Consider the following 15,418-nt stretch of genomic DNA (forward strand, 5'->3'; position numbering starts at 1 on the left):
CGGGAGGAGCTAAGTTACTTACAGTCAGGGTCTTATCAACGTTCCCCGATGCATGATCTGTCGATATATTCCCTCTAGATGTAAGTATTCTCCTCTCAAGCACTATCGTCATTTTTGCTGGAGCCCCTTGAGGTCGTGTGATCCAGACTTCGCGCAGGGAGGGGAATACTTGTCGAAATTTGTTTCAAGCCAGCGCCCGCGAACAGTATCTGTCCAGTAAATTCGCCCACAATCTCCTGGGACATTCACCAGTCACTGAGTACACACACAAATACTTAACATTGTTGAATAATTAAGAACTCAAACGAGTTGCTGCGTTCGGTTGTGTGGCCGTGCATAGACTATTACAATCAGCCCCGAAAACGAGTTACAAAGTACGCGCATCGAGATCCCCGAGGAATTGTCTTCCAGCGGATCTGCCGTCAACAGATAGATATAAATTTCATTCAGATGTAAGGAGTGAGTCCTGTGGCTGCTGTAAAGGTAGGTATTAACGGTTTTGGACGCATTGGTCGTATCACATTCAGAGCACTGGCTGCCCGTCCCGACGAATTCGAAGTGGTTGCCATCAACGACCTGGGTGATCCTCAGAAACTGGCATGGCTGTTGAAGTACGACAGTGTTCAGGGTCGTTTCCCCGGAACTGTCGAAGCAGAAGGCAGCAACCTGATCGTCAACGGTAAAACCGTACGGGTCTGTGCAGAACGCGATCCTCGCAATCTGCCCTGGAAAGAACTCGGAGTCGAAGTGGCTCTGGAATCCACCGGTTTCTTCACCAAACGTGAAGCAGACGGTAACCCCGGTTACGACAGCCACATCACCGCTGGTGCTCGTAAAGTTGTGATTTCCGCTCCTGCCAAAGACACTCCGGACATGACCGTTGTCTTCGGCGTTAACGATGATCAGCTGACTTCAGAGCACAACTGTGTTTCCAACGCCAGCTGTACCACCAACTGCCTGGCTCCCATGGCCAAAGTCATTCACGAAAACTTCGGTATTGAGCACGGTCTGATGACCACAGTGCACGCTTACACCAACGACCAGCGTGTTTCTGACCAGTTGCACTCCGACCCGCTGCGGGCCCGTGCTGCCGCTGTGAACATCATTCCGACCACTACCGGTGCTGCCAAAGCCGTCGGTCTGGTTCTGCCCGACCTGAACGGCAAACTGACCGGCCTCAGCCTGCGTGTTCCGGTTCCCGCTGGTTCAATTACCGACCTGGTAGTAACCCTCAGCAAAGACGCCTCAGCTGACGATGTCAACGCTGCCATGAAAGCAGCCGCTGAAGGCCCTCTGAAGGGCATTCTGGAATACAACACCGATCCGATCGTCTCCAGTGACATCATCGGCAACACTCACAGCTCCATCTTTGACGCCAGCTGGACCACCCAGATCGGCGGCAACATGATCAAAGTTCTGAGCTGGTACGACAACGAATACGGTTACTCAAACCGGACGGCCGACATGATCGCCCGTCTGGCGCAACTCTAATCATCGTCTAACCTTATAGAATATGACTTAGAGACGGAACTACGAAAACAGCCGAGATGGTTTTCATCTCGGCTGTTTTTCCAGAGTGACTCAACTACACGCAAGAACAGGTATTTCTACTTTCCACTAGACTATGATCACTGAGATCGTCAAAATAGTCCGCTTATAATAAAAGCAGTAATCCCATTCATAAAACTCGCAAGAAATCAAACTCTTGATGCGAACGATTCAGAGCTCTTGCTTTTGGCTTTGAGTTGTATATTATTCCTGAATTCTATGATTGACTCGAATACCAAACACAAACTGTTATCAGATGCACCGGTAATTGCTCCCTCGATGCTGAAGTGTGACTTCGGCAACCTCCACCGTGAGGTCGAGCTGCTGGATGCCGCTCAGGCGCCCGTACTCCACTGGGATGTCATGGATGGGCATTTTGTCCCTAACCTCTCCTACGGAGCCATGCTCATTGAGCGGGTCAGACCATTGACCAAGTCGTTTTTCGACGCCCACCTGATGATCAGCAATCCCGAAAAGTATGTTGATGACTACATCAAGGCTGGCTGCGATTCGATTACCGTCCATATCGAAGCATTGCCGGAACCACAGGGTCTGCTGGATCGCCTCCAGGAGGCAGGGGTCTTACCCGGTCTGGCGATCAGCCCCCAGACACCGCTGGAACGGATCGAACCGTATCTGGATGCCTGCGGACTGGTGCTGGTGATGAGCGTGGAACCTGGCTTTGGGGGGCAGTCCTTCATCGAAACCAGCCCCGAACGAATCAGACAATTGAAATCAATGATCTCTCCGGAAACGATTCTCTCCGTGGATGGAGGCATTGATCCAGATACCATCGGCGCAGCAGCTCAGGCCGGTGCCAATTATTTTGTGGTCGGAAGCGCCATTTTTAATGAGCCCGATTACGCAACTGCTGTCAGCGATCTGGCCCAGATAGCCAGAAGCCGGACAGCTTCCTTAACATAAAAGAGATTCAAAAACATGCCAACTGTGGTACTCATACGTCCTGGTTGTACTGACTTTGATAAAGATGAGCGAATTCAAGGTACCCTGGATCTTCCGCTGAACGCGAAAGGGGAAGAGCAGGTTCGAAATCTGATTCCCCAGTTGGAACAGGCAGGGATCGAAACCATCATCACTTCTTCATCAGAGCCCGCCCTGTCAACAGCCGAACAGCTGGGCGAAAACCTGGGAGTTCCGGTCAAGGAAAAGGAAGGCCTGAAGAACCTGAACCAGGGACTCTGGCAAGGCCTGGAGTACGAAGAAGTCCGTCGGAAGTACCCCAAATTGCTCAAACAATGGGCCGAATCTCCCGAAACAGTCTGCCCGCCTGAAGGGGAACTCGCCTCGGAAGCGGTCAACCGGGTTCAGAAAACATTACAGAAATACCTGAAGAAGAAACAGAACTTTGCCATTGTGGCTTCAGAACCACTGGCGACGATCATTTCCAGCCTCCTGCGGAACGAACAGAAAGAAAAAATTTGTTTTGAGCACGCCGGACGCTTCTGTCACAATGAAATGTTGGAAATTCTTGAGTCACCCCCTAAAAAAAGTGATTCAAAACAGGTAAATTTTGACGATCAATCAGAAAAGAGGGATTCCCAACAGGGTCAAAGCTGCCATACAGAAAAATGGCGCTACGAGGAGGCTAAGTAATATGAGTTCTGCTCCCAAGTCAAACGTCGATTCAAAGCTCAGCCACACCACCCGCCCCAAGCGAGGGGTGCCGGAAGGACTCTGGCAACGCTGTCCTGCCTGTAACGCAACCGTGTTCTGCAAACAGGTCGATCAGGGGCTCGGCCTCTGCCCGGAATGCGATCACCACTTCTCGATCTCGGCTCACACCCGGATCCAGCAGCTGCTCGACCCGGACAGCTTTGAAGAATGGTATCCCGACCTCACCGCCGGCGATCCGCTCGAGTTTGCTGACAAAAGCAAAACCTACAAAGAACGCCTGGTCGCGGAGCAGAAAAAAACCGGACTCAAAGATGCCTGTATTGTCGGCAAAGGCTACATGCGTGGTCGCCCGCTGGTCATCGGCATTACCGACTCATCCTTCATCATGGGCAGCATGGGTTCCGTGGTCGGCGAAAAACTGACCCGCGCCATCGAACAGGCAACGGAACTCAAACTCCCGCTGATCATCATCAGTGGCTCCGGCGGGGGAGCCCGCATGCACGAAGGCATCTTCTCCCTGATGCAGATGGGAAAAGTTTCAGCAGCCCTGGGACGCTACCACGAAAAGGGAGGACTGTTCATTTCAGTTCTGACCAACCCCACCATGGGGGAGTCGCCGCCAGTTTCGCCTCACTGGGTGACATTGTCGTCGCGGAACCCAAAGCCCTGGTCGGTTTCGCCGGACCGCGGGTAGTGGAAGCCACGATTAAAAGTTCGCTGCCCGAAGGCTTCCAGACCAGTGAATTTCTTCTGGATCATGGCTTTGTCGATCGCATCATTCCCCGTCCCCGACTCCGCTCGGAACTGGCACGACTGATTGACTATTGCGTCTGACTCCCCCAAAGTCTCAAAACGAATCCCTGACACCGTCCCGACCACCGATCGCATCAGTCGACGCTGATTGGAAACAGTCGATTTCAGGGGACCGCTTTGCGTCTCGTCAGGCTGGCAATTATACTGGAAGCGTTGGGCCGGTTAACTTCTTCTGAGCCCGGGATGAAACCTGGTCCTGAATTCACTCTCTGCCCCTGGTGAATGCATGAACTTTTTAAAGCGACTCTTTTCCAAAGAAGCACGTGTTCCCCGTGTGAACATCAAGCAACGTTTTGAGCTCATCGGGCGTGTAGGCCAGGGCAGCATGTCGAAGGTCTGGCGGGCTCGCGATTACAATTCCGGCAAAACCGTTTCGCTTAAAATTCTGGACAAAGTCAAAACACAGGAACTGGAAGCCCGCTTTATCGGACTGGATAAACCCAAAGAGGGGGAGATCGCTGTCCAGTTCAATCACCCGCACATCGTCAAGACCTACGAACATGGCCTGACTACCGATCAGGAACAGTTCCTCGTCATGGAATTCATCGAAGGCTACAGTCTCAGCTTTCTGGTGGAAGCCCAGAACGAGGATATGAAAACCAACTGCCTCAAATACATGATCCAGTTGGGCGAAGCGATCCAGTATTTTCATGACGAAGGCTGGATTCACCGCGACATCTGCCCGCGCAATATCATGGTCAGCAACGATCACGAACTCAAGCTGATCGATTTCGGACTGGTCGTCCCTAACACGCCTCCGTTTCTGCAGCCCGGCAACCGCACCGGCACCGCCGCTTATATGGCCCCCGAGCTCATCAAACGCCAGAAGACCAGCCAGAAAATCGATATCTTCTCTTACGCAGTGACCTGCTACGAGATGCTGACCAAACGGCTTCCCTGGAAAGCAGCCGAAACAATGGAAGCGGTCCTGCAACACATCAATTCACCACCGGAGCACATCCAGAACCTGCTCCCTGATCTCGACCCCCGCATTGCCGATGCGATCATGAAGGGGTTGGAGCTCTACCCGCAGGACCGCTGGCAGACGATCAACGAGATGCTTGAGCCGCTCAGGCTGGCTTACAAAGAACAGCAGCGTTCCGCTCCTGCAAAAACACCGGTCCCCCACCAGGAGACCGTGGAATCGGCCCGTCGAAAACAACAACCAGATCCCGCTCAGCCCCGGCGCAGCGAACAGGCGCGCCCCAGATTGAGAAAAAAGAAACAGCCCGGTTCCAGCAGACGCTCCGCGGAATCGAAATCGGAGTCTCCTGAAGCAGGGCAGGCTCCTGCGAAAAAACCACCCAGTGCCTCACGGAAACCGGAACGCCCCGCTCAGAAAAAGCCGGCGCCCCGATCGAACCCCGATAAAAAAGATGAAAGTCACTGAGCAGGAACCGTCGCCGGTTACCGCTTCAGCTCAGCTGCCCATACCCGTTTTAGCCAGATAATTGATCCTGATATATGTCCTTGTCTTCCTCTCCCAGTTCTTCCAGTCATCTCTCCGCACTCAATCCGGCACAACGTGAAGCAGCCTCTACTCTCTCTGGTCCGCTCCTGGTTCTGGCTGGCGCCGGTACCGGTAAAACACGTGTGATTACCTATCGCATGGTGGAGTTGATCCGGCAGGGAGTGACTCCCAACAAAATCCTCTCCGTGACCTTCACCAACAAAGCAGCCAAGGAAATGCAGGAACGCATGAACGGTCTGATGGGCAAACGCCTGCCGTCCAAGCCCTTCATTTCCACGTTCCATTCACTCTGCGTCCGCATCCTGCGCGAAGAGATCACCGCACTGGGCTATCCCCAGAAATTCGTGATCTATGACCGGGGCGACCAGGAATCCGCAGCCCGGGCGGCACTTCGAGAAATCCGCGTCAATGACAAAAGTCTCCGTCCCGGCGACCTGCTGAACCGAATCAGCTCCTGGAAAATGGCAAACGTCTCTCCGGAGATGGCCACCAACTACACCGAAAACGATTTCGACTTCCTCGCCGCCATGGCGTATCGCAAGTACCAGACCAAACTCCGCTCCAGCGGTGCCGTCGACTTCGATGACCTGCTCATGCTGACCAATGACCTGTTCTCGCAGTTCCCGGATGTCCTCGCGAAGGTTCAGGAGAAGTTTGACTTCGTGCAGATTGACGAATACCAGGACACCAACCTCTCCCAGTTCAATCTGATCCGCGCTTTAGTCAAACCGCATCAGAACCTCTGTGTGGTGGGGGACGACGACCAGTCAATTTACGGCTGGCGCGGTGCAGAAGTCCGTCACATTCTCGGGTTCCAGCAACAGTTCCCCGGTGCCAAAGTCGTTCGCCTCGAGAGCAATTACCGCTGCACCGACAAGATCATCGACCTGGCCAACCGGCTCGTGAAACACAACCGCGACCGACATAAGAAACAGCTTGTCGCGCACAAGAAAATGGGAGCCCCGGTCCGCTTCCTCGAACTGGCCGACGAATTGACCGAGGCCGAGAAGATCATCGGCGAGATTCGCTACCTGCACGAAGCCCAGGAGATTCCGCTCCGCGACTTCGCCATCCTGTTTCGCACCAACGAACAGCCCCGCGTCTTCGAAACAGAACTCCGACGGACCAACGTCCGCTACCAGTTAATTGGCAGCCAGTCTTTCTTCGATCGTCGTGAAATCCGCGACCTGCTGGCTTACATGAAAACACTGGCCTTTCCGCACGACGAACTCTCCATGCTGCGGATCATCAACACCCCCACGCGTGGCATCGGCAGCGGGACGGTCGAAAAACTGGTCAACCAGGCCGTCAAGGCAGGGCACCAGTTCTGGGACACGGTCGATTCTGCCCGCGAAGCCAACGAACTGACTCCGCGAGCCAGCTCTGCACTGAGCGCCTTCCATCAGTTGATTCGCCGATATCGTGCCCGACTCGAACGGTCGCCACGCGAACTGGCTCAGATCATGCAGGAACTGATCCAGGAAATTGACTATGCCTCGGAAATCAGAAAACAGTACAAGACTTCCGAGCAGCAGCAGGCCCGGCTCGTCGTACTGGAACAGTTCATTGAATCGATCAAAGAATACTGCACACGAACCAGCGCCCCCAGCCCCTCCGGCTTCCTGGAAGAAACGGCTCTCGGGGATCGCGACGACCTCAACGACAAGGAAGACAAACTGTCACAGGATGCCGTGAAGCTGATGACGCTGCACAGTGCCAAGGGGCTCGAATTCCCGCGTGTCTACCTGGTCGGGATGGAAGAAGGGCTCCTCCCGCACAAGCGATCGGTCGAAGGGACCGATGCGGAAATTGCAGAAGAACGGCGGATCGCCTATGTAGGCATTACCCGGGCTCAGGACTACCTGACACTCAGTCGCGCTGCCACCCGAACCAAGTGGGGCAAGAAACAGCCGACGTTACCCTCCCGCTTCCTGTTCGAAATGCGGAATACGGACGGCGAAGAGGATGAAGACTAAATCAGGTTTCCTGTTCGTCGCTGGCCCGCTTATGCTTCAGTAATTGCTGATTGTAATACCCAATCGTTTCCTTACGATGCAGCATCCCCAGCAGCACGCCCGCATCCTGGGCATCAACCACCGGCAACGCTTCCACATTGATGGCCGTAAACCGCTGCATAACGGTATTCAAGTCGTCATCGGGGGTCACCCGCATGAAATCTGGCTGCATGATGTCTCGCGCCAGGGCCAGCTTCCAGATCGTTTCATCGTAGAGGTAAGCCCGCACGTCATCCTCGGAGAACACGCCGATGATCCGTCCCGCGTCGTCCACCACAGGGAAGTAATGCTGTTGCGTCCCTGCCAGTGAATGCACGATTTCATCCAGGGTTTTCGATTCATGAATCAACTGGATCTTACGCTTGGGATCATACACATCGCTTACCCGGCTTCCTTCCAGAACATCGATCAGGAAGTCACCCCGGTGTGCCGGTGAATCCAGGCGGCTGGGATACTGTTTCTGGTAGAGGTGCACCCGCTGACAGAGCACGAAGCAGAGCGTCGAAGCGAGCATCGTCGGCAGCAGCAGGGCGTAGTTCCCGGTGATTTCAGAAACCATGATGATCGTCGAAATCGGTGCATGGGCCGCCCCGGCAAAGAACCCGGCCATCCCCACCAGCCCGTAGGCCTCGGGCTGTGTCACCAGATTGGGCCATAGTTTCTGCAGAAACTGCCCGGTGGCAGCCCCCACACAACCGCCAATCACCATCGAAGGTCCGAACACACCGCCGGATCCCCCCGAGCCGATCGTCAGCGAGGTCGTAAAGACCTTCACAAACGCCACCGTCAGCAGCAGTGGAATCCCCACCTTGGATGCCGATGTCAGCGCTTCCTGCAGGACGCCATAACCGGTTGAGAGCACCGACAGTGCCCGCATATCCTGATCGTAAAGATAGAACAGCCCCAGCCCGACGACACCGGTCAGAAAAGCACCAACAGCAGGGCGGAACATCGGCTTGATCGGTAACCGTTTGAAGAGCCGGTTTGTGCCATAAAATGTTTTCACATAAAAAGCCGCAGACAGGCTGAGTACGATCGACAGGATCGTGTAAGGAATCAATTCAAAATGGGAATCAACCGTATGATGCAGTTCATTTCCGAACAGGGGCATGAAACGCAGCGCTTGTGGCAGCGACATGCAATAGAGAGAATATGCAATGATCGACGACATCGCAGCCGGCACGATCACGTCCGATTCGAAATCCGCATTGCTGTACATGATCTCGGCGGCAAACAGCGCCCCCGCCAGGGGAGCACGAAAGATCGCACCAATCCCAGCCCCCATTCCCGCCGCCAGCATGATCCGGCGATCGCGGGCCGAGAGCTTCAACTTGGTCGCCACCCACGAACCAAAGCCGGCTCCAATCTGGGCGATCGGTCCTTCCCGGCCGGCTGAACCGCCGGTTCCCAGTGTCAGGGCAGAGGCAATCGTCTTGACGATCGGAATCCGGGGCTGGATTTCTCCCCGTTTATTATGAAAGGCGTCGATGGCAGCATCGGTCCCGTGCCCTTCCGCCTCCGGGGCAATGTTGTACACAATGACTCCCGAAGCCAGACCACCTAAAGTAATCACCACCAGCAACAGCCATGGTGCGAAGTTCACCTCCGTCACCTGGTCTTTGTAGAAGGAATATTCACCAACTGTCTGCGGGTGCTCGAACCCGGCGATCGCGACCAGCGAGTGATGCTGCACGATCTGAGTTAATGCGTCAAATACAATGGCGCCAAACCCCGCCACCACCCCGATCAGGCAGGACAGCACAAACCATTTGCCACTCGTTTTTAAATCAAATGAGGTCAGCAGGTCGTTGAGTTTTTTAAAGTAAACCATTTTGTCTTAACTAGGATGAACAGCAAACTGTGTGTTGCTGTATTGAATTATGCCGGCAAGCGGGACACTTCGAACACCAGGCATGCAGACCGGGCGGGTGGACATCGATCTATTTTCGGTCCTGACAGCGTTCGAAATACAATAATCTATTCTATTTTGGACTTAAAGCGTCTGCTCCAGAGAAGTGGATGGTCAGCTGTCAGTCTCTGCAGACTCGTTGATACACATCCGCATGGGAGATTTTACGGTAGATGACTTGGAAGCCCAGGGGGAGTTTGTCATACTCCTTAATGCATTTTTAACGCATTTGCCCTCCTTTTTCGATGTACTTGATTTCAGTCAGTGTGGAAAATTCCGAGTTTTATCTAGGTATCGAGACTTCCGGACGCAGCGGCTCCATCGCGATTTGCCGTCCCGGGCAGGAAATTGCGCCCGTCTCACTGCAGCAACAGGGGAGAAAGCACGCCCAGACACTGGTCAGCGAAGTCAAAAAACTGCTGGATCAGCTGGAAATCGCCCCTCATCAGATCGCCGGAATCGGCGTCAGCCGTGGCCCGGGCAGCTTTACCGGCCTGAGAATCGGCATCACCTTCGCCAAAACCTTTGGCTACGTGACAGGTGCTCCCGTACATGGCATCGATACCTTTGCAGCCATCGCACTCAGCTGTCCGACTGAAATTTCAGAGACCTATGTGATCTCCAACGCCCAGCGGGGCGATTTATTTGTCGGCAGATATGTCCGCAATTCCACTGGAGAATGGCAACAGACAGTCCCCATTAATCTGAAGGACATCCACGAATTCAGCAGTGCACTTCAGCCCGGTGAAACCGTCTGTGGGCCCGGAATCGATCTGCTCGACCAGGGTAGCTTACCGGAAATCCGGATCGAAGATTTTCCCCGCCAGACACTCGCCTCCCAGGTCGCAGAACTGACGGCCACGCTCCTGCAACAGGAGACCCCACCGGCCAGTGAAGTCTGGAACCTGACTCCCTTCTACCTTCGTAAAAGTGCAGCAGAAGAGAAGTGGGATGCACAACATAATCAGTAACACAGCCGCTCCTGGAAACCTTCAATTAAATAATCCAGAATCTCTGCAAGTTCTGATGTCGCATAAGCAAGCGTAAAATCGTGATTTCTTATTTTCTTGAAACATTTTCCAGAAGACGCTCTCGCCGCGATTCGGGCTTGGCTATAATACGGACAGGGAATTGTTCGATTTCAGACTCCTGAGTATTATGTCTGCTGCGACGAATTCGAAAGAGTCCTGTTATTCGTTGTCGTTCACAGGCTTTCACATTTCCATTCTTCAGACTGGAGTTGAATTATGGCTCTTTACGAGATTGAAACAAACGCGCATATCATGGTGGGCTGGGCTAATACTCAAGAAGAAGCGGAACACGCTGCCCAGGAGAATTACCCCGAAGATGAGATCTTGCGTGTCACTCGCCGCCCACGCGACATGTGGGTCATCTCCAAACGTCTGCTGGGGATTGAAGGGCACACCGAACCCTGCGACATGGCACGCGAATGCCTCTTCCGCGCTTCGGGCGACAAAGTTCACGCCATCCGACTCTACATGCGTGACACCGGGGCCGACCTGCACGAAGCCCAGCTGGCAATCGAAACCAACATGTCTGTCGGCTGGTAATCACACCATCCCTCTTTGACTGCAGACAACACTTCTTTCATAACGGAATGACTTCAGTTCGATGATCATACAAGGAACTCTCGTCAGTTCTACAGGGACTTCTCACAGCCAGATTCGTATCGAGGGAAATCAGATCGTCGAAGTCGGCGCTCAACTGGGAAAACCGGATTTCACTTTCTCCGATGACTGCCTGATTTTTGCCGGCATGGGCGATATTCACATTCACGCCCGCGATGATATCGGGGAATCACAAACATATAAAGAAGATTTCTGCACCGCAGGTGCCGCCGCTCTGAATGGCGGGGTCGTCCATGTGGCTGATATGCCCAACAACCCCGTACCTCCGATTACAGACGAGAGCTACCACGCCAAACAGGAGCACCTTAAGCAGCGTAACCCGCCGATTCACTTTACGCTCTATGCCGGCATCGGACCGGGCACCAGCCCGCTCACATTTCCGGTACCTTACAAAGCCTACATGGGCCCCAGTGTCGGCGACCTGTTCTTCATAACACTGGAACAACTGGATGAAACACTCTCGCAGTACCGGGGCTGCAACGTAAGCTTCCACTGTGAAGACCCCATTCTGCTGGATGAACACGCGAACGCCGCCACGCACGAAGAGCGGCGACCCGCGGAATGCGAAATTTCCGCCACACGCTTCGCGTTGCAGATGATTGAAAAATACGACCTCCGTGGCAAACTCTGTCACTACTCGGTCGGAGAAGGGCTCCCCCTGATTCGCGAAGCCCGCAGCCGCGGCCTCAAAGTCACCTGTGAAGTCACACCGCATCACCTCTATTTTGATCAGTCCGATCTGACCGATCAGAACCGGGGAAAGATGCAGATGAATCCTCCGCTGCGGACAATAGAAGACCGCAAGGCCATGCTGGCTGCCCTGCGGGAAGGGACCCTCGATTACCTGGCAACCGACCATGCCCCGCATACCCTGGAAGAAAACGAGCAGGGTATCTCCGGACAACCGCACCTGGATACCTATGGTGCGTTCGTTACCTGGCTGATTCTGGACCAGAAATTCACTCCGGAACAGGCAGCCCGTTTCTGTTCGGAAAACCCCGGGGAATTCGTCAACCCGTATATCGCACCGCTGAAATTCGGCAAAATTGAACCGGGCTACACCGCCAGCCTCACCGTGCTCAACCTCAAACGTCCGGTAACCATCCAGCGTGAAGATCTGAAAACCAAATGTGGCTGGTCTCCCTTCGAAGGAATCACCTTCCCGGGCTCGGTCGAAGCCGTCTTCGTCGAAGGACAGAAGACGCGTTAAAAGCTCAGGCCGACCACTACAGTTGAGGGTTACTGGCATTCACTCAGCTTGAGAATTCTCGCTCTACCAGACACGACAGATACAAAAAAAGGGGCTGACCTCAAAGTCAGCCCCTTTTTATTTCAGAGCAGTTTAGAGCATCGTGCAGCTTAGCTGTTGCTGACGCTGGCCTGCTTTTCGCTTTCCTGAGTTGCCCGGGCAGTTGCACTTCCAGGACGGTTCATCAACCATACCAGAACCGGGCTGGCGATAAAGATCGAGCTGTAGGTACCGACAAACACACCCAGTACCAGACAGTAAGCGAAGCCGTGAATACCTTCACCGCCGATCGCATACAGAATCAGCACTACGATCAATGTTGTCAACGAAGTCAGCAAGGTACGAGACAGCGTCTGGTTCAGACTCTCATTTACCATACCGGTTGTCAAAGCAGGGTTCTTGCCACGAACTTCACGAATCCGGTCGAAGACCACGATCGTATCGTTCAGTGAGTAACCGACAATCGTCAGGAACGCTGCAATCATAGGCAGGTTGATCTTGAAGTCGGTCAGCCCCATCAGCGGCCCCAGAGCGGTGTTGCTCAGGTAAGCTCCCAAGGCAACCAGCCCCAGTACAACCAGCACGTCATGCACCAGAGCCACGACAGCCGCCAGACCGAAGGTGATTCGCTGGAAGCGGAACCAGATATAAGCCACGATCGCCACCAGACTGATCAGCATCGCCATCAAAGCCGATTCCTGCATCTCGCTGGCTACAGAGCTGTCGAAGCTGTTAACTTCATCCAGTACCGCTGTGGTTGCCATGACTGTTTTCATCTCAGCTAACGCAGTTTCCAGGTCGGCAGCTGACAGGTCAGGACCAAACTGGGCAACCATCTTCTTATGGCGGGCTGCTTCTGCAGAAGCATCTGCCGTTTCGTCCTCTTTATCACCAGCGGTTGCGCCTTGAACCTGGAACTCGGGGATCCGCTCATATTTATCGGAACCATCTTCGTTCTTGATCTTGGCAATCTCTTCTTTGAGGTAAGTCTCAACCGTCGATGGTTTCAGATCACCACTGAAGGTCAGTTCGACTTCGGTGCCAGCCGGTGAATCAGCACTACCGGTCAGTTTTTTCACCTCGCCAAAGTCCATTGTTACTTTCCGAAGTTTATGATCGGTTCCGTCGAAGGCTTCGTTCAGATTTTCACGAATACCTTCAGCCGCATTCTGACCGGAGTTCTCCAGGTCGGCATCATTCATCGTGGTACGTAACCGGAAGAAACGTCCCTCCGAAGTCGGATCGTTTGACAGCTCCAGTTGTTCCAGCGTAATGCTGCTGTCGAACGCCTTCTGCAGGCTGGCGCGGACTTCGTCGATGTTCTGCTGATCTTCAAACTCGAAGGTCACCATCGTACCACCGGTGAAGTCGATATCCAGGTTTTCTTCTCCACGGGCAATGACAACACCCATCCCGATCACAATCAGGGCCACCGAACAGGCACCAGTAATCTTCCGCTTGCCAAGGAAATTGATACTGGTATCACCCACGATACTCATCATCTTCAGATCGCTGATCCAGCGTTTCCGTTCGAAGATGTCAAAGATCAGACGCCCGACATACAGGGCGGTAAACATACTCATGACAATACCGATAAACAGCGTCACGGCGAAACCGCGGACCTGATCGGTACCAATCACGTACAAGACAACCGCCACAATCAGCGTGGTCAGGTTGGCGTCCACGATCGTAGTGAAAGCCCGTGAGAAACCATTATTGATCGCCATTCGCAGGCTGGAGCCCCGGGCTTTCTCTTCCCGGATACGCTCAAAAATCAGAACGTTTGCGTCGACCGCCATACCAATCGTCAGCACCAGACCGGCCAGACCGGGCAGGGTGAAGGTCGCATTGATGAAAGACATGGCTCCCATTACCAGCAACAGGTTCAGCGTCAGACAGATATTGGCCACCAGGCCGGAGAAACGATAGTAGATCAGCATGAACACGATCACGGCAACAGCCGCGATGATGATCGCCTGCTTCCCTTTCTGCTGAACATCAACACCCAGCAGCGGGCTGATAGAGAACTCGGAGACCGGTTCCGGCTTCAGCGGAACTTCCAGAGCCCCGGCATTCAGGACGTTCAACAGGTCGGTAATTTCTTTCTGAGTAAAGTTACCGGTAATCTGCCCCTCGGACCCAATCGTGTCGATCAGACGGGGTGCCGAATGAACTTTACCGTCCAGCAGCACGGCCAGGTGACGGTGGAAACCATCCTTACTGGGACGGTTTTTCGATGTCAGCTGGCTGAACAGGGTGCCGCCACGGGCATTGAATGTAAAGGCAACCGCAGGTGCACCGTTCTGGTCAGTCGACTGACGGGCCCGCACCAGGTACTTACCGGTGATGCGTCGGTCTTCGTTAGGCTCGATGATGACCAGCACTTCCTGTCCCTGGGACCCGTCTTTGCGGGTGAAGGGGCGAACGACCATCTGGTCATCAGTGCTGAAAGGCTCGTCGCTGCTGACTTCACGCCAGCTTGCGATCACGCGGCCTTCATTGTCACGCACATCCTTTCCCTTGGCTTCCATAGCCAGTCGCACTTCACGGGGATGGTCGCGGCGGTTTGCGACAATATCGAATTCCAGGCTACCCAGTCGGGTAATCAGCGATTTAATCCGCTGGACGTCTTCGGTGTCGGCTCCCGGAACAATGACTTCAATCCGGCTCTGGCCAACCTTACGGACGGTGACTTCTTCCGTACCCGATGGATTGATACGACGCCCGATCGCGCCGACCATCTGGTCCATCACTTCGTTGGAAAGCTCTTTTTCGCTTTTACCCTGATCGACTTCGAAAACCATGTTCGAACCGCCGGCCAGGTCGATACCCAGACGAATGGCATTTCGCCAGTCGTGGCCATGCGAGATCTGCCAGATAAAGGGAGTCGCCGCTACGATGGCCACAAACAGGACCAGGCCGATCTTCTGTGAATACTCCTTCAACTTGAGAGCACGGGAAATCACCGCCCCCAGAATAAACGGCAGTACAAAGACAGCCAGAAGGATTAAGATGATAGTGACGGCGGATACGCCCGAAGGCGCTTTTTCGGTCGCTTCCTGAGCCAGCAGCGTTGCTGAGTGAAAATCAATCCCTGTCATTCAATTAGTCCTGAAACGATTCTTTTTG

General features: G+C 54.0%; 10 protein-coding genes and 1 pseudogene. 9 read left to right on the forward strand and 2 right to left on the reverse strand.

Annotation, left to right across the window (positions count from 1 at the left end; translation table 11 throughout):
* The first annotated feature begins 468 nt into the window (after positions 1-468).
* From gap to F1728_RS01925, 6 genes and pseudogenes are all read left to right on the forward strand, one after another.
* Complete coding sequence (gene gap / locus F1728_RS01900) at positions 469-1,491, forward strand: type I glyceraldehyde-3-phosphate dehydrogenase (protein WP_155362663.1); 1,023 nt, start codon at positions 469-471, stop codon at positions 1,489-1,491.
* Positions 1,492-1,767: 276 nt separating this feature from the next.
* Positions 1,768-2,472: a ribulose-phosphate 3-epimerase gene (gene rpe / locus F1728_RS01905; RefSeq protein ID WP_155362664.1), complete on the forward strand. Its 705-nt coding sequence runs from the start codon at positions 1,768-1,770 to the stop codon at positions 2,470-2,472.
* A 15-nt stretch (positions 2,473-2,487) separates the two neighbouring features.
* The gene (locus tag F1728_RS01910) at positions 2,488-3,162 is read left to right on the forward strand and encodes a histidine phosphatase family protein (protein ID WP_145040289.1); all 675 of its coding nucleotides are present in this window, start codon (positions 2,488-2,490) and stop codon (positions 3,160-3,162) included.
* A 1-nt stretch (position 3,163) separates the two neighbouring features.
* Positions 3,164-4,017, forward strand: a pseudogene (accD, locus tag F1728_RS01915) (acetyl-CoA carboxylase, carboxyltransferase subunit beta).
* Between the two features lie 205 nt (positions 4,018-4,222).
* On the forward strand, positions 4,223-5,386 hold the full coding sequence (locus F1728_RS01920; protein ID WP_155362665.1) for a serine/threonine protein kinase: 1,164 nt from the start codon (positions 4,223-4,225) through the stop codon (positions 5,384-5,386).
* A 74-nt stretch (positions 5,387-5,460) separates the two neighbouring features.
* A complete protein-coding gene (locus tag F1728_RS01925) occupies positions 5,461-7,443 on the forward strand; it encodes an ATP-dependent helicase (RefSeq protein WP_155362666.1) in 1,983 nt (660 codons plus the stop codon).
* A 1-nt stretch (position 7,444) separates the two neighbouring features.
* Here the strand turns inward: F1728_RS01925 and F1728_RS01930 are convergent, their stop codons facing one another.
* Positions 7,445-9,313, reverse strand: coding sequence for a chloride channel protein (locus tag F1728_RS01930; RefSeq protein ID WP_155362667.1), 1,869 nt, complete (start codon positions 9,311-9,313; stop codon positions 7,445-7,447).
* Positions 9,314-9,657: 344 nt separating this feature from the next.
* On the opposite strand from F1728_RS01930, the gene tsaB reads away from it, so the two are divergent.
* From tsaB to F1728_RS01945, 3 genes are all read left to right on the forward strand, one after another.
* On the forward strand, positions 9,658-10,362 hold the full coding sequence (gene tsaB / locus F1728_RS01935) for a tRNA (adenosine(37)-N6)-threonylcarbamoyltransferase complex dimerization subunit type 1 TsaB (protein WP_194242641.1): 705 nt from the start codon (positions 9,658-9,660) through the stop codon (positions 10,360-10,362).
* A 276-nt stretch (positions 10,363-10,638) separates the two neighbouring features.
* Positions 10,639-10,962, forward strand: coding sequence for a DUF6793 family protein (locus F1728_RS01940; RefSeq protein WP_145040278.1), 324 nt, complete (start codon positions 10,639-10,641; stop codon positions 10,960-10,962).
* Positions 10,963-11,023: 61 nt separating this feature from the next.
* Complete coding sequence (locus tag F1728_RS01945; RefSeq protein ID WP_155362669.1) at positions 11,024-12,250, forward strand: amidohydrolase family protein; 1,227 nt, start codon at positions 11,024-11,026, stop codon at positions 12,248-12,250.
* 149 nt (positions 12,251-12,399) lie between these two features.
* On the opposite strand, the gene secD is transcribed toward F1728_RS01945, so the two are convergent.
* Positions 12,400-15,390: a protein translocase subunit SecD gene (secD, locus tag F1728_RS01950; RefSeq protein ID WP_155362670.1), complete on the reverse strand. Its 2,991-nt coding sequence runs from the start codon at positions 15,388-15,390 to the stop codon at positions 12,400-12,402.
* Between the last annotated feature and the right edge of the window lie 28 nt (positions 15,391-15,418).

The organism is Gimesia benthica (genome assembly GCF_009720525.1).
GTDB classification, from domain to species: domain Bacteria; phylum Planctomycetota; class Planctomycetia; order Planctomycetales; family Planctomycetaceae; genus Gimesia; species Gimesia benthica.